This is a genomic window from Streptomyces sp. NPDC001493, assembly GCF_053597235.1.
This window is the reverse complement of record NZ_JBSFHV010000002.1, coordinates 389,868-404,442: the sequence shown is the minus strand read 5'-3', so window position 1 is coordinate 404,442 and position 14,575 is coordinate 389,868. Positions and strand designations below refer to the sequence as shown.

Here is a 14,575-nt window from a genome sequence, read left to right as displayed (position 1 = left end):
CCAGGACTGGCAGTGGCAGGACTGGCAGCGACAGGACCGAGAGGTCGGGACGATGGACCAGCAGCAGCCTCCGGCAGACCGCGACCCGTCCGGAGAGGGCGGGGCTACGCGCTTCTGCTATCGCCATCCGGACCGGGGGACCGGGATCAGCTGCACCCGCTGCGACCGGCCGATCTGCAGTGAGTGCATGATCAGCGCCTCCGTGGGCTTCCACTGTCCGGAGTGCGTACGGAGCGGTGGCGGTACGGGCCATCACCCGGCGGCCTCGCGGCCTCGTACGCTCACCGGCGGCGCGGTGGCGGCAGACCCCCGGCTGGTCACGAAGATCCTGCTCGCGATCAATGTGGCGGTCTTCGCCGCCGTGTGGCTGACCGGCCGGTCGTGGCTGGTCGAGGACCTCATGCTGGTCGGCCGTGCCTGGGATCCCCAGCCGTTTCCCGGCGGCTGGACCGGGGTTGCCGAGGGGCAGTGGTACCGGCTGCTCACCTCGATGTTCCTGCACGAGGAACTGCTGCACATCGCCTTCAACATGCTGGGGCTGTGGTGGCTGGGCGGGCCCCTGGAGGCCGCGCTGGGCCGGGTCCGGTTCCTTGCGCTGTATCTGCTGTCGGGGCTGGCGGGCAGTGCGCTCACCTACTGGATCAGCGCGCAGAACCAGGGTTCCCTGGGGGCTTCCGGGGCCGTCTTCGGTCTGATGGGCGCCACCGTCGTGCTCATGCGGCGGATGAACTACGACCTGCGGCCGGTTCTCGTCATTCTGGCGCTGAACGTGCTTTTCAGCCTGCGGTCGGGCATCGCGTGGCAGGCCCACCTCGGCGGTCTGGTCGCCGGCACGCTCATCGCCGTCGCCCTGGTGCACGCGCCGCGCGCACGGCGGAACGCGGTGCAGTTCGGAGCCTGTGCACTGGTGCTCCTGGTGACCGTTGTGATCGTTTTTGCTCGTACCGCCGCACTGACCTGACGGATTCTGTCCACTCCTGGGACGGAGTTATCCACAGAATGACACTGCGGGGCGACAGAGAGTGGGGTACGTGTGTTCGCCTTGTCGCTGAACAGGGTCTTCTTGGCTCAGGTGGTCGCTACAGCCTCCCCGGATGAGGGAGGCTGTAGTCACACCGGCGTCAACTTCGACGTAAGTTATCCACAGATCGTCTGACCTTTTCCCCCGCCTGTGGATAACTCTGTGGGTAACTTCAGGGCAGGACGTGAAAAGGGCTCCGCACACGGCCACTGACAAGGCTCCGCACACGGCCACTGACAAGGCCCCGCACACGGCTACGTACGGCCGCGTGGACGGGCCCCGCGGACGGGCCCCGCGGACGGTCCGCGCACCCGGCCCGGAACCGCGTGGTCCGGGCGGGAACGGGCACCCGTAAGGCCGGCCGGACTCCGTGCGCGCACGGGTTCCGCCGGTATCTCGGGTGAAGCGGTCCTTCGGGGTCAGGCAGTTGTCGCGCATGCCGCGGAAACGAGACGGCAGGAGCGGGGGGACAGCGGGGTCAGCGGGCTACTTCCACTGGGTGGAGACGGCGAAGCCGCCGCCGATGAGCCCGAAGCCGACCACGATGTTCCAGTTGTGGAGCGCCTCGATGGGGAGCGAGCCGTCGGTCACGTAGAACAGGACGATCCAGGCCAGACCGATGAGGAAGAGCCCCAGCATCACCGGAGCGATCCAGCCGCGGTTTCCCAGCTTGATGGTGGTCGCCTGGTTCGCCGCGAGGGGCGTGAAACCGGCCTTCTTGCGGATACGTGACTTCGGCACGAGGAACGCTCCTGTCGATGCGCTGCGTGACCGCGCAGTGATCTTTGGCTGGCGCCCGAGGGCGCTGGGGGGAAGCTGCCTCCCCCGGGCGTCCGTTAGCGTAGTGCTTCCATGGCGCCTGATGAGATAAGGGTACGTTGAGCAATCTCGCGGACTCCTCCGAAGAGGCGGCCCGGCGCACCTCGAAGCGGCCGGTCCGGCTGCTCACCGCTGCCGTCTTCGCGCTCGCCGGACTGATCTTCGTGGCCAGTGCCAACACGGCCAAGGGCACCAACATCCGCAGCGACTCCTCCCTGCTCAAGCTCTCCGACCTCATCGGTGAGCGGAGCGACAAGAACGGGTTGCTGACCGACTCGAACGCGGCCGTGCGCGCGCAGATCGACGCGCTCGTCCAGCGCGACGACGGCAGCACCGAGGCGGAGGACGCCCGGCGCAAGGCGCTGGAGAAGTCGGCCGGGACCACCGCGATCACCGGGAAGTCCGTCAGCGTGACGCTCGACGACGCCCCGCCGGACGCCACCGCGAACCCCGGATACCCGGAGCCGCAGCCCAACGACCTGGTGATCCACCAGCAGGACCTGCAGGCCGTCGTCAACGCGCTGTGGGACGGCGGCGCCCAGGGCATCCAGGTCATGGACCAGCGGCTCATCTCCACCAGCGCCGTCCGCTGCGTGGGCAACACCCTGATCCTCCAGGGCCGCGTCTACTCGCCGCCGTACAAGGTGACCGCCGTGGGCGACCCCGACGAGCTCCGGAAGGCGCTGGACGCCTCCACGGCCCTGCAGAACTACCAGCTGTACGTGAAGGCCTACGGACTCGGCTGGAAGCTCGACGAGGACGACAGGACGCGCCTGCCCGCGTACGCCGGAACGATCGACCTCCACTACGCCCAACCCGTCGAGTAGCCGAGTAGCGGCGGCGGGAGCCGTACCGGACGGCGGGCTTCCTCCCGCCGGCTGTGGCTTTCCACAGCTGCCCCACACCCGGGCCACCGACCTTTAGTCTGGTCCCGAACCGAATGGAGGGGCAGCATGTACGGCTGGATCTGGCGGCATCTGCCGGGCAACGCGTGGGTGCGGGGAATCATCTCGCTCGCGCTCGTCCTGGCGGTCGTCTACGCACTGTTCCAGTACGTCTTCCCCTGGGCGGAGCCGCTGCTCCCGTTCGGCGACGTGACGGTGGACGGCCAGAGCGCCGGAGCGGAGGCAGGGCAGTGAGCGCACGCATTCTGGTCGTGGACAACTACGACAGCTTCGTTTTCAACCTCGTGCAGTACCTCTACCAGCTCGGCGCGGAGTGCGAGGTGGTCCGCAACGACGAGGTCACCACCGCCCACGCCCAGGACGGTTTCGACGGGGTCCTGCTCTCGCCCGGCCCCGGTGCCCCCGAACAGGCGGGCGTCTGCATCGACATGGTGCGTCACTGCGCGGCCACGGGCGTGCCGGTCTTCGGCGTCTGCCTCGGCATGCAGGCGATGGCCGTGGCGTACGGCGGGGTGGTGGACCGGGCCCCCGAGCTGCTGCACGGCAAGACCTCGCCGGTGAGCCACGACGGGCAGGGCGTCTTCGCGGGACTGCCGTCCCCCTTCACCGCCACCCGCTACCACTCGCTGGCCGCCGAACCCTCCGCGTTCCCGGCCGAGCTGGAGGTCACCGCGCGGACCGCCGACGGCATCGTCATGGGGCTGCGCCACCGCGATCTGCCGGTCGAGGGCGTGCAGTTCCACCCCGAGTCGGTGCTCACCGAACACGGCCACCTGATGCTGGCCAACTGGCTCGTCCGGTGCGGGGACGCGGGTGCGGTCGGCAGATCGGCGGGGCTCACGCCGGTGGTGGGCAAGGCCGTCGCGTGACCGCACTCCGTCCCGAGCACGACGCCGGTGAGGAGTACCCGCCGAGGCGCGGGACGGGCGGTTCGTTCGAGGACGCGGTGGCCCGGCTGGCGGATCCGCTGAACGACCCGCTGCCGGGGGGCTACGCCCCGCCTCCGGCGCGCCATGCCGGGGACGGCCCGGTGGAGAGCGCACCGGGCAGTCCGCCCGCCGAACGTCCGCCCGCGGGCGGACGCGTCGTGGAGGGCGTGGTCGTGGAGAGCTCCCTGAGAGCCCGTACGGGGCGACCACGGCCACCACAGCAGTCCGTGGGCCCCCAGCGGCACCAGAACCCCCAACAGCCCCTGTACGGGCCGCAGGAGGGCCTCCGGCCGTCCGGCGAGCCCAGCGAGTGGTACGACCCCGAGGGCTACCGCCGCGACTGGTACGGCGGACAGGGCCGGCAGACGCCCGCGCCCGGGCCGACCGGGGCCACCGGACCGGCCGCGGCTCCCGGGACCACCGGCCCGACCGGCGCGACCCGGCCCATGGGACCGTCCGGAGCCGTACCGCCTGGAGCCGTACCGTTCGGACCGGCCGGGCACACCGTCTCCGGTTTCGGTACGCGCGCCGGGGCCGGGCCGCGTGGTGGTGCCGGGCCGAACGGCGGGGCCGCACCGGGTGGCGGCGCGCAGGCGTTCTCCGGCGCGTTCGCGGACGAGTCGGCGACCGCCGTCCTTCCCGCGCTGGACGTGTCCGACCCCGGCCTGCTCCCGCCGCACGACGAGACCGTCGCCCTGCGGACGGTGCGCCCCGCAGGCCCGGACGGGCCCGGAACCACCGGGGCCCCCGAGGACGGCCCGGCGCCGGGCGGCCGGGCGGAGCGGCGCCGGGCGGCCAAGGCGGGCGGCCGCCGCCGTCCGCCCCCGCCGGCGGCGTCCGGGGGAAGCGGCCCCGGGGCCGGACCGGGGGGTACGGAGTCCGCCCGGCCGATGTCGCGGGTGGAGGCGCGCCGGGCGGCCCGCGCGGCCAAGGACAGCCCGGCGGTCGTGGCCAGCCGGGTCGTCGGTGAACTCTTCATATCGCTCGGCTTGTTGATGCTGCTGTTCGTCGCGTACCAGCTCTGGTGGACCAACGTCCGGGCCGACCGGATCGCAGGCCAGGAGACCCACAAGATCCAGGACCAGTGGGCGGCCGGCGCCCGGGACCCCGGGGTCTTCGAGCCCGGTCAGGGCTTCGCGATCATCCACATCCCGAAACTCGACATCGTCGCGCCCATCGCCGAGGGCACCAGCAAGGAGAAGGTGCTCGACCGGGGCATGGTCGGCCACTACGGCGAGGGTGCGCTGAAGACCGCGATGCCCTCAGCTCCCCAGGGCAACTTCGCGTTGGCCGGCCACCGCAACACCCATGGTGAGCCGTTCCGGTACATCAACAAGCTGAGTCCGGGCGACAAGGTCGTGGTCGAGACCCAGGACGCGTACTACACGTACGAGATGACGAAGACGCTCGCGCAGACCTCGCCGTCCAACGTGTCGGTGATCAGTCCGGTGCCCGCCGGGTCCGGATTCACGGCACCCGGCCGCTACATCACTCTGACGACCTGTACGCCGGAATTCACCAGTACCTACCGCCTGATCGTGTGGGGCAAGATGGTCGACGAGCGGCCTCGGAGCAAGGGCAAGCCCGACGCTCTCCTGGACTGACGACAGCGCGCTCGCGGGCGGAACCTCCCGGCGGCGGACAACCCCACGACAAGGGATGGTTGCGGTGGTAACGAGGACCGAGCACGAGGCGCGGGCCGACGAACCCGCTCCGCCCCTCGCGGCGGCGCCGGTCCGGCGCCATGTGGTCGCTGCGGCCGTCAGCGTCGTCGGTGAACTCCTCATCACCGCGGGGCTGGTGCTCGGTCTCTTCGTCGTGTACTCCCTGTGGTGGACGAACGTGGTCGCCGACCACGAGGCCGCGAAGCAGGGCCACGCCGTCCGCGACGGCTGGAAGGCGGCCGGCGGACCGGGCGCGCTGGACATAGAGGGCGGCATCGGCTTCCTGCACGTGCCCGCCATGAAGAACGGTGAGGTGCTGGTCAGGAAGGGCACCGACACCAGCGTCCTCAACGACGGCGTCGCCGGTTACTACACCGACCCGATCCCGGCCGCGCTGCCGTCCGCGGCCCGGGGGAACTTCACGCTCGCCGCGCACCGCGACGGCCACGGCGCGAAGTTCCACAACATCGACAAGGTGCACACCGGTGACGCGATCGTCTTCGAGACGGAGGACACCTGGTACGTCTACAAGGTGTTCAAGACGCTCCCGGAGACCTCGAAGTTCAACGTGGACGTGCTCCAGCAGGTGCCGAAGGAGGCCGGTGTGACCAAGCCCGGCCGCTACATCACCCTGACGACCTGCACGCCGGTCTACACCTCGAAGTACCGCTACATCGTCTGGGGCGAGCTGCAGCGTACGGAGAAGGTCGACAGCGACCGTACGCCCCCGGCCGAGCTGCGCTGACCTCAGCGGACCTCAGCCGCCTTCGGGTGAGGTAACCGCCGGTCCGTCGTATCACCCGTAGAACACATGAAGGGGCCCGGACCACCGTGAGGTGGTCCGGGCCCCTTCGTCGTTGTCGTGTGCGCGGGGGACGCGCGCCGGGGTCGGATCAGCCGAAGAGGCCGTTTCCGCCGGCCCCGTTGCCGCCCCCGCCGCCGTTGCCGCCCATCGTCCGCACGTTGACGGCGCTGCCCTTGTCGACCTGCTGACCGACATCCGGATTGACGATGAAGACCACGGCGTTGTCGTCGGAGGATCCGTCGACGCTGCCGAGCGTCAGTCCGTTCTGGGCGAGCAGGGCCTTGGCGGCCGCCAGCGTCTGGTTCCTGATCTCCGGGACGGCCACCTTCTCGGGCTGCGGCGGTCCCTTGGAGACCTTCAGCACGATCTGGACGTCCTTGGCCTGCTCGGTGCCGGCCTCCGGGGTCTGCTCGACCACGGTGCCCGCCGGGGCCGTCGAGTCGGTCTCCGCCTGCGAGACGTTGGTGAACCCGAGACCGTTCAGCTGGCTCTGGGCCTGCTCGAACGTACGGCCCGACGTCGAGACGTCCGGCATGGAGATGAGCTTCTCCTTGGCGACGGTGATCGTCACCTCGGACTCCTTCTCGGCCTCGGAGCCGCCCTCGGGGCTCTGCTTGGTCACCGTGTCCGGCGTCGCGTCCGACTCCTCGGTCTCCACCTTGACGGTGAAGCCCTTGTCCTCAAGAGCCTTGCGGGCGTTGTCCTCGGACTTCTCCGTGACGTCCGGGACTTCGATCTTGGGCGCACCGGAGGAGACGTGGACCGTGACGGTGTCGTGCTTCTGCAGCTCACCGCTGGAGGGGTCCTGGTCGCAGATCTTGCCCTTCTCCTGGTCCTCGCACGGCTTCTCGTCGCCGACCTTGAGGACCAGTTCGGAGTTGTCCGCGAGGCGTTGGGCCTCCGTGACCGTCGATCCGACCATGTTCGGTACCGCGACCGAGCCGGTGTCCTTGGTGTCGGTGAAGACGTATCGGCCGATCAGAATGGCGCCGATCAGGACGAGGACGCCGCCCAGGACGAGGAGGATCGTCGAGGTGTTGCTCTTCTTCTGGTTCTGGCGCCGCCGGCCGGGGCGGTCGTCGTAGCCGTAGCCGCCGTCGTCGGGGTTGAGCGGCGGCATCATCGACGTCTGCGGGCCGCCGGGGTTGTCCGTGGCGCGCAGGGCGGTGGTGGGGTGGTCGCCGCCGTAGCCGCCGTCGTAACCGCCGTAGGCCCCGTACCCCGCCGCGCCCATGGCGGCGGCCGCGGCGACGGGGCGGCCGTCGAGGCAGGCCTCGATGTCGGCGCGCATCTCGTCGGCGGACTGGTAGCGGTAGTCGGGGTCCTTGGTGAGCGCCTTCAGCACGATCGCGTCCATCTCGGGCGTGATCTCGGGGTCGAAGTTGCTCGGCGGCTGGGGCTCTTCGCGGACGTGCTGGTAGGCCACCGCGACGGGCGAGTCCCCGATGAAGGGCGGCCGCACCGCGAGCAGTTCGTACAGCAGGCAGCCGGTGGAGTACAGGTCGGAGCGGGCGTCGACCTGCTCGCCCTTGGCCTGCTCCGGGGAGAGGTACTGGGCGGTGCCGATGACCGCGGCGGTCTGCGTCATCGTCATGCCGGAGTCACCCATCGCACGGGCGATGCCGAAGTCCATGACCTTGACCTGGCCGGTGCGCGTCAGCATGACGTTGGCCGGCTTGATGTCGCGGTGCACGATCTGGGCGCGGTGCGAGTACTCCAGCGCCTGGAGGATGCCGACCGTCATCTCCAGGGTGCGCTCGGGCAGCAGTCTGCGGCCGGAGTGCAGGAGTTCCCGGAGCGTGGAGCCGTCCACGTACTCCATCACGATGTACGGGATCGAGACCCCGTCCACGTAGTCCTCGCCGGTGTCGTAGACAGCGACGATCGCGGGGTGGTTGAGCGAGGCCGCGGACTGGGCCTCTCGGCGGAACCGGGCCTGGAAGGACGGATCGCGGGCCAGATCGGCCCGGAGCGTCTTCACGGCTACGGTGCGGCCGAGCCGGGTGTCGTGCGCGAGGTAGACCTCGGCCATGCCACCACGGCCGAGCACCGAGCCCAGCTCGTACCGGCCGCCGAGGCGACGCGGCTCTTCCATCACTGTTCCAGCCCTCTCCGTCAGTCCCGACCGCACCCGTGTGTGGTCCGGCGGTGCGCTGTTCGCGCATACGCTACCGGGCACGCGCGACGCGTTCGGCCCGCACCCGTCAGCCGATATCCGACCGGTATCCCGATGTCCGGTATGGCGGTCGGGCGTCGGGGCCTTGCCCAGGGCCGTACCGCCCCTACTTGCTGTCGATGACCGCCTTCATGATGGCCTTCGCGATCGGGGCGGCCAGACCGCCACCGGAGATGTTCTCGCGGTTGGCCGAGCTGTCCGCGACCACGACCGCGACGGCGACCGGGGTGCCCTTGTCGGTCTTCGCGTACGAGATGAACCAGGCGTACGGCTTCTTGCTGTTGTTCAGGCCGTTCTCGGCGGTGCCGGTCTTGCCGCCGACGGTGACGCCGTCGATCTGTGCATTGGTTCCCGTGCCCTTCTCGACGACGGTCTCCATCATCTGCTGGATCTTCTGGGCGTTCTCCGCCGAGACGGGACGGCTCATCTCCTTCGGCTCGGCCGTGTCGATGGTGTCCGTGTTCGGCGCCTGGCGGGAGGCGACCATGTACGGCTGCATGAGCTTGCCGTCGTTGGCGATGGCCGAGGCCACCATGGCCATCTGGAGCGGGGTGGCGCGGTTGGACGCCTGGCCGATGCCCGCCATGGCGCTCTGCGACGGGATGTCCTCGGGGAAGACGCTCTTGTCGGCGCGGACCGGGGTGAAGATCTCCTTGTTGAAGCCGAACTTGTCGGCCTCCTCGATCATCTTCTTGTTGCCGAGATCGGCGCTGATCTTGCCGAAGACGCTGTTGCAGGACCAGCGCAACGCCTCACGGAGCGAGGCGTTCTCGCAAGGGATGTTGCCCTCGTTCTTGAGCGGGAGCGTGGTACCTGGGAGTTCCCAGGGGAGGGGGGACCTGGTCGGGTCGTCGATGTTGTCGTAGAGCCCGTTCTCCAGCGCGGCGGCGGCTGTGACGATCTTGAACGTCGAACCCGGCGGGTAGGTCTCGCGCAGGGCCCGGTTGAGCATGGGCTCGTCCTTGTCCGCGAGGAGCTTCGCGCGGGCCTCGGAGTCCTTGTTGGAGTTGCCGGCGAAGACCGAGGGGTCGTAGGACGGCGTACTGGCCAGGGCCAGGATGGCGCCGGTCTCGGGGTCGAGCGCGACGGCCGCGCCCTTCTGGTTGCCGAGCCCCTCGAAGGCGGCCTTCTGCGCGGCGCCGTTGAGGGTGGTGACGACGTTGCCGCCCTTCTTCTGGTCCCCGGTGAACATCGACAGGGTGCGGTTGAAGAAGAGCTGGTCGTCGTTGCCGGTGAGGATGCCGTCCTCGATGTTCTCCAGCTGCGTGGAGTCGAAGGCCTGCGAGGAGTATCCGGTGACGGGGGCCCACATGGGCCCGTCCTTCCAGACCCGCTTGTACTTGAAGTCGCTGCCGTCCGTCTCGACGGACCCGGTGATGGCCTTGCCGTCCACGATGATGTCGCCGCGCTCGTGGGCGTACCGCTCGATCCGGACGCGCCGGTTCTCGTCGCGCGAGTTGAGCTCGTCGGCGCGGACGTACTGGAGGTAGTTCGTACGGACCAGCAGGGCCAGGATGAGGACCCCGCAGAAGATCGCGATCCGGCGCAGGGGCTTGTTCACGGACGGACCACCTGAGTCATCTCGGCGTCGGGCGAAGGGGCGGGGGCGGGCGCGGGGCGGCGGGCGGTGTCGCTGATCCGGATGAGGATGGCGATCAGCGCCCAGTTGGCGAGCACGGACGACCCGCCGTACGCCAGGAACGGCATCGTCATACCGCTGAGCGGGATGAGGCCCATCACACCGCCGGCGACGACGAAGACCTGGATGGCGAAGGCGCCGGAGAGGCCGACCGCGAGGAGCTTGCCGAACGGGTCGCGGGCGGCGAGCGCCGTGCGGATGCCGCGCTCGACGATCAGACCGTAGACCAGCAGGACCGCCATCATTCCGGCCAGGCCCAGCTCCTCGCCGACGGTGGAGAGGATGAAGTCGGCGTTGGCGGCGAACATGATCAGGTCCGAGTGGCCCTGGCCGAGGCCGGAGCCGAGGGTGCCGCCGGAGCCGAACGACATCAGGGACTGGGCGATCTGGTCGCTCTGCTCCATCGTCTTCTGGGAGAACGGGTCCATCCAGGCGTTGACGCGCTGCTGGACGTGCGGTTCGAAGGTCGCGACACCGACCGCGCCGGCCGCGGACATCAGCAGACCGAAGACGATCCAGCTGGTCCGTTCGGTCGCCACGTAGAGCATGACGATGAAGAGGCCGAAGAAGAGCAGGGACGTACCGAGGTCGGTCTCGAAGACCAGGATCAGGATCGACAGCGCCCAGATCGTCAGGATCGGGCCGAGGTCACGGCCGCGGGGCAGGTACATCCCCATGAAGCGGCGGCTCGCCAGGGCCAGCGCGTCCCGTTTCACCATGAGATAGCCGGAGAAGAAGATCGCGATGAAGATCTTCGCGAACTCTCCCGGCTGGATGGAGAAGGGGCCCAGGCTGATCCAGATCTTCGCGCCGTTCACCGCGGGGAAGAAGATCGGCAGGATCAGCAGCACCATCGCCACGACCATGGAGATGTAGGTGTAGCGCTGGAGGACGCGGTGGTCCTTGAGGACCATCAGTACGGCGACGAAGAAGGCGACGCCGATCGCCGAGTACAGCAGCTGCTTGGGAGCGTCCGGGCTGTATCCGCCGTAGGCCTGCTCCGCGCGCTGGATCAGCCGCTGTGACTGGTCGAGGCGCCAGATCAGCACCAGACCCAGGCCGTTGAGCAGGGTGGCCAGCGGCAGCAGCAGCGGGTCGGCGTACGGCGCGAACTTGCGCACCACGAGGTGGGCGACGCCGCCGAGCAGGACGAGCCCGGCGCCGTAGCCGAGCATGCCGGAAGGCAGCTTGCCGTCGATGGCGAGACCGACGTTGGCGTACGCGAACACCGAGATCGCGATGGCGAAGACCATCATGATCAGTTCGGTGTTGCGGCGGCTCGGTGCGTCGATCGCGCCGATGGTGGTCGTGTTGGTGACAACGCTCATGGTGCTGTGGGCCCCCTACGGCCTTACTGCTTACCGCACTGCGGGACCAGCTTCTGCTCTTCCTCCGAGAGGCTGGGGCCGGGAGTGGGGGTCGCTGCGGTCGGCTTCGTCTCCTTGGCGGTCTCCTTGTCGGAGCCCGCCTCGGAGGTCTTGTCGGCGGAAGCGGCGGTGCTCTCCGCGGCCTGCTTCTCGGCCGCTCGGCGCTGAGCGTCCTTCTTGCAGGCGCTGGCCAGGGTCGACAGCTGGTCGACCTTCTTGCGGGCGTCGCTGAGGTTCCCCTCGGCGATCGTCTCCTCGACGGCCTTGCGCTGGTACGGCGGCAGGTACTTGAGTTCGATCTCCGGGTGGTCCTTCTCGACCTTCGAGAGCGAGACCCAGCCGAGGTCCTGGCTGATGCCGCGGAACAGGGCGACGTTGTCGTTCTGCGCACCCACGTAGAACTGCGTCTGCGTCCAGCGGTAGCCGCCGTACAGGCCGCCGCCGACGATTGCCAGGGCGAGCACGCAGTACAGCGACCGCTTGAGCCACCTGCGCCCGCCGGGCTTGACGAAGTCGTCCTCGGTGTACGAGTCGAAGGAGCCGTGCGGGCCGTCGCCGTAACCGGCGTCGCCGCTGCCGGGAGGGCCGAAACCGCCGGCCGGCGGCGGCACCGGGCGGCCGAGGCCGGCCGCGCGGCCGGCCGGGGTCTGCATGGCCCCGCCGTCGCTGAGCTGCGCCTGGTTCTCCGCGACCGCGCCGACGATCACCGGGGTGTCGTTGAGGTGGCCGGCCAGGGTGTCGTTGCTGTCGACGTCCAGGACGTCGGCGACGATGCAGGTGATGTTGTCCGGTCCGCCGCCGCGCAGGGCGAGCTGGATGAGCTCCTGGATGGTCTCCTGGGGGCCCTGGTAGCTGGCGAGCGTCTCTTCCATCGTCTGGTGCGAGACGACGCCGGAGAGGCCGTCGGAGCAGATGAGGTAGCGGTCGCCGGCCCGGACCTCGCGGATGGAGAGGTCGGGTTCGACGTGGTCGCCACTGCCCAGGGCCCGCATCAGCAGGGAGCGCTGCGGGTGGGTGGTGGCCTCCTCCTCGGTGATCCGGCCCTCGTCCACCAGGCGCTGCACCCAGGTGTGGTCCTGGGTGATCTGGGTCAGGAGTCCGTCGCGCAGCAGGTACGCGCGGGAGTCGCCGACGTGCACCAGGCCGAGGCGCTGGCCCGTCCAGAGCAGGGCGGTGAGCGTGGTGCCCATGCCCTCCAGCTGGGGGTCCTCCTCGACCATGACGCGGAGCTGGTCGTTGGCACGCTGCACGGCGGTGCCGAGCGACGTGAGGATGTCCGAACCGGGGACGTCGTCGTCGAGCTGGACGAGCGTGGAGATCACCTCGGAGCTGGCGACCTCACCGGCGGCCTGGCCGCCCATGCCGTCGGCGATCGCGAGGAGGCGGGGACCGGCGTAGCCGGAGTCCTCGTTGCCCTCCCGGATCATGCCCTTGTGCGATCCGGCGGCGAAACGCAAGGACAGACTCATGCGCACCTCGCCCGTCGGTTCGGGGTACAGCCGGTCTTGTCGAGCCACACTGCCCACCCTCCGGTCGGGAACCGGGCCGCGTCCTTCGTCAGGACCGCCGCGGCTCGCTCGCTCCGCTCGCTCATTGTCGTACTACTTCCGCAGCTCGATGACGGTCTTGCCGATACGGATCGGCGCACCCAGCGGAACAGGCGTCGGGGTGGTGAGACGGGTCCGGTCGAGATACGTGCCGTTGGTGGACCCGAGATCCTCGACGATCCACTGGCCGTCCCGGTCGGGGTAGATCCTGGCATGCCGGCTGGACGCGTAGTCGTCGTCCAGCACGATCGTTGAATCGTGGGCCCGGCCCAGCGTGATGGTCTGGCCCTGGAGCGCGACCGTGGTGCCCGTGAGGGAGCCTTCGGAGACGACCAGCTTGGTGGGTGCGCCGCGGCGCTGACGCGCCGGCTGCTGGCGCTGCTGCGGTGGTGCTGCCGCCTGTTGGCGGGCCTGCTGCGGACGCGTCTCGGTGCCCGTGCGGCGTGAGCCGCGCTGGGTGACGCGCGTTCCGAACAGATCGCTGCGGATGACCTGTACGGCCACGATCACGAACAGCCACAGAACGGCTAGGAAACCTAGCCGCATGACCGTCAGGGTCAGCTCTGACATTGCCCCCGCTTCACCCTTCGGCTTGCCGGTAAACGATGGTGGTACTGCCCACGACGATCCGCGAGCCGTCGCGGAGCGTAGCGCGGGTGGTGTGCTGCCCGTCCACCACGATGCCGTTGGTGGACCCGAGATCCTGGATCGTCGAGGGCGTTCCGGTCCGGATCTCACAGTGCCGGCGGGATACGCCGGGGTCGTCGATCCGCACGTCGGCTTCGGTGCTGCGTCCCAGCACCAGCGTCGGGCGGGAGATCTGATGGCGGGTGCCGTTGATTTCGATCCAGCGCCTGACCTGTGTCTCCGGCAGGGGGCCGGAGGGCACGGGCGGTCGGCGCCGGTCGTTCGCGGGGCCCGCTCCGCGTCCGCCCAGCGGCGGCGGGGCCGCGGGCATGGGAGGGGCGGCGGGGGGCGGGTAGCCGTAGCCGCCGGGGGGCTGCTGCCCCTGCGGGGCCGCGGGCCTGCCCGGTGCCTGGCGCTGGGCGCCGTAGGGGTCGGGGCGTCCGCCGTGGGGCTGCTCGGGCCGGCCCTGGGGATCGGCGGGGTCCTGCTGCGACGTACTGGACGCGAGGGTGCGGCTGCGTACGCGGTAGAGGCCCGTGTCCAGGTCCTCGGCCTTCTCCAGGTGGACCTTGATCGGTCCCATGAAGGTGTAGCGCTGCTGCTTCGCGTAGTCCCGTACGAGTCCGGACAGCTCGTCGCCGAGCTGTCCGGAGTACGGGCTGAGCCGCTCGTAGTCGGGAGCGCTCAGTTCGACGATGAAGTCGTTGGGGACGACGGTCCGCTCGCGGTTCCAGATCGTCGCGTTGTTGTCGCACTCGCGCTGGAGCGCACCCGCGATCTCGACCGGCTGGACCTCGGACTTGAAGACCTTGGCGAAGGTGCCGTTGACCAGACCTTCGAGACGCTGCTCGAAACGCTTCATGACTCCCATGGGGCACCTCCTCCGGTGTCATCGTCCCTGTACTGCTTACTGATCGTATCCACGCCCGGGGAAAACGGCTGGTTCCCCTTGTCTGCCCGGTGGACGAGTGTCCCCCCTCACACGGATCGTAGAGGTGGCCACATCACAGTGTCCCGCACACGGGGTGCACTCGGCAGGAGTGGGGAGAGGGTTCCGCGTTCCCGCTTCCCGCTCG

13 protein-coding genes are annotated in these 14,575 nt (G+C 69.6%); 6 read left to right on the top strand and 7 right to left on the bottom strand.

What is annotated here, in order from left to right:
• Positions 1-52: 52 nt before the first annotated feature.
• Complete coding sequence (locus tag ACWCWD_RS04320) at positions 53-961, top strand: rhomboid family intramembrane serine protease (RefSeq protein ID WP_450770126.1); 909 nt, start codon at positions 53-55, stop codon at positions 959-961.
• 546 nt (positions 962-1,507) lie between these two features.
• Here the strand turns inward: ACWCWD_RS04320 and crgA are convergent.
• Positions 1,508-1,762 (bottom strand): cell division protein CrgA, encoded by a 255-nt coding sequence (gene crgA, locus ACWCWD_RS04315; RefSeq protein WP_327176833.1) that lies wholly within the window; start codon positions 1,760-1,762, stop codon positions 1,508-1,510.
• 137 nt (positions 1,763-1,899) lie between these two features.
• Here crgA and ACWCWD_RS04310 point away from each other — a divergent pair, with 137 nt between their 5' ends.
• The 5 genes from ACWCWD_RS04310 (at position 1,900) to ACWCWD_RS04290 (ending at position 6,083) form a co-directional block, all read left to right on the top strand.
• The gene (locus ACWCWD_RS04310) at positions 1,900-2,667 is read left to right on the top strand and encodes a DUF881 domain-containing protein (RefSeq protein ID WP_450770123.1); all 768 of its coding nucleotides are present in this window, start codon (positions 1,900-1,902) and stop codon (positions 2,665-2,667) included.
• Between the two features lie 126 nt (positions 2,668-2,793).
• Positions 2,794-2,979: a hypothetical protein gene (locus tag ACWCWD_RS04305; RefSeq protein ID WP_327176835.1), complete on the top strand. Its 186-nt coding sequence runs from the start codon at positions 2,794-2,796 to the stop codon at positions 2,977-2,979.
• Positions 2,976-3,614 (top strand): aminodeoxychorismate/anthranilate synthase component II, encoded by a 639-nt coding sequence (locus ACWCWD_RS04300; RefSeq protein WP_450770122.1) that lies wholly within the window; start codon positions 2,976-2,978, stop codon positions 3,612-3,614. Before ACWCWD_RS04305 ends, ACWCWD_RS04300 begins: the two co-directional genes overlap by 4 nt.
• Complete coding sequence (locus tag ACWCWD_RS04295; protein ID WP_450770120.1) at positions 3,611-5,278, top strand: class E sortase; 1,668 nt, start codon at positions 3,611-3,613, stop codon at positions 5,276-5,278. Before ACWCWD_RS04300 ends, ACWCWD_RS04295 begins: the two co-directional genes overlap by 4 nt.
• Positions 5,279-5,342: 64 nt before the next feature.
• Complete coding sequence (locus ACWCWD_RS04290) at positions 5,343-6,083, top strand: class E sortase (protein ID WP_450770119.1); 741 nt, start codon at positions 5,343-5,345, stop codon at positions 6,081-6,083.
• A 148-nt stretch (positions 6,084-6,231) separates the two neighbouring features.
• Here ACWCWD_RS04290 and pknB read toward each other — a convergent pair whose 3' ends face one another.
• From pknB to ACWCWD_RS04260, 6 genes are all read right to left on the bottom strand, one after another.
• On the bottom strand, positions 6,232-8,238 hold the full coding sequence (pknB, locus tag ACWCWD_RS04285; protein WP_450770118.1) for a Stk1 family PASTA domain-containing Ser/Thr kinase: 2,007 nt from the start codon (positions 8,236-8,238) through the stop codon (positions 6,232-6,234).
• A gap of 187 nt (positions 8,239-8,425) precedes the next feature.
• Positions 8,426-9,880: a peptidoglycan D,D-transpeptidase FtsI family protein gene (locus tag ACWCWD_RS04280; protein ID WP_450770117.1), complete on the bottom strand. Its 1,455-nt coding sequence runs from the start codon at positions 9,878-9,880 to the stop codon at positions 8,426-8,428.
• Positions 9,877-11,286: an FtsW/RodA/SpoVE family cell cycle protein gene (locus ACWCWD_RS04275; protein WP_450770116.1), complete on the bottom strand. Its 1,410-nt coding sequence runs from the start codon at positions 11,284-11,286 to the stop codon at positions 9,877-9,879. The genes ACWCWD_RS04280 and ACWCWD_RS04275 overlap by 4 nt, the downstream gene beginning before the upstream one ends.
• Before the next feature lie 23 nt (positions 11,287-11,309).
• Positions 11,310-12,794, bottom strand: a complete 1,485-nt coding sequence (locus tag ACWCWD_RS04270) for a Stp1/IreP family PP2C-type Ser/Thr phosphatase (RefSeq protein ID WP_450770114.1) — start codon at positions 12,792-12,794, stop codon at positions 11,310-11,312.
• Between the two features lie 132 nt (positions 12,795-12,926).
• Positions 12,927-13,442 carry an FHA domain-containing protein FhaB/FipA gene (locus ACWCWD_RS04265; RefSeq protein ID WP_266706652.1) on the bottom strand — a complete coding sequence of 172 codons (516 nt, stop codon included), beginning with the start codon at positions 13,440-13,442 and terminating at the stop codon, positions 12,927-12,929.
• A 10-nt stretch (positions 13,443-13,452) separates the two neighbouring features.
• Entirely contained in the window at positions 13,453-14,370 is a 918-nt protein-coding gene (locus ACWCWD_RS04260; protein WP_450770112.1) for an FhaA domain-containing protein, read from the bottom strand.
• Between the last annotated feature and the right edge of the window lie 205 nt (positions 14,371-14,575).

What these genes read in the sequence shown, in the direction of transcription:
- ACWCWD_RS04265 (WP_266706652.1), bottom strand. Translation starts at nt 13,442, where the DNA reads ATGTCAGAGCTGACCCTGACGGTCATGCGGCTAGGTTTCCTAGCCGTT.
- ACWCWD_RS04260 (WP_450770112.1), bottom strand. Translation starts at nt 14,370, where the DNA reads ATGGGAGTCATGAAGCGTTTCGAGCAGCGTCTCGAAGGTCTGGTCAAC.
- ACWCWD_RS04320 (WP_450770126.1), top strand. Translation starts at nt 53, where the DNA reads ATGGACCAGCAGCAGCCTCCGGCAGACCGCGACCCGTCCGGAGAGGGC.
- ACWCWD_RS04270 (WP_450770114.1), bottom strand. Translation starts at nt 12,794, where the DNA reads ATGAGTCTGTCCTTGCGTTTCGCCGCCGGATCGCACAAGGGCATGATC.
- ACWCWD_RS04305 (WP_327176835.1), top strand. Translation starts at nt 2,794, where the DNA reads ATGTACGGCTGGATCTGGCGGCATCTGCCGGGCAACGCGTGGGTGCGG.
- pknB (WP_450770118.1), bottom strand. Translation starts at nt 8,238, where the DNA reads ATGGAAGAGCCGCGTCGCCTCGGCGGCCGGTACGAGCTGGGCTCGGTG.
- ACWCWD_RS04275 (WP_450770116.1), bottom strand. Translation starts at nt 11,286, where the DNA reads ATGAGCGTTGTCACCAACACGACCACCATCGGCGCGATCGACGCACCG.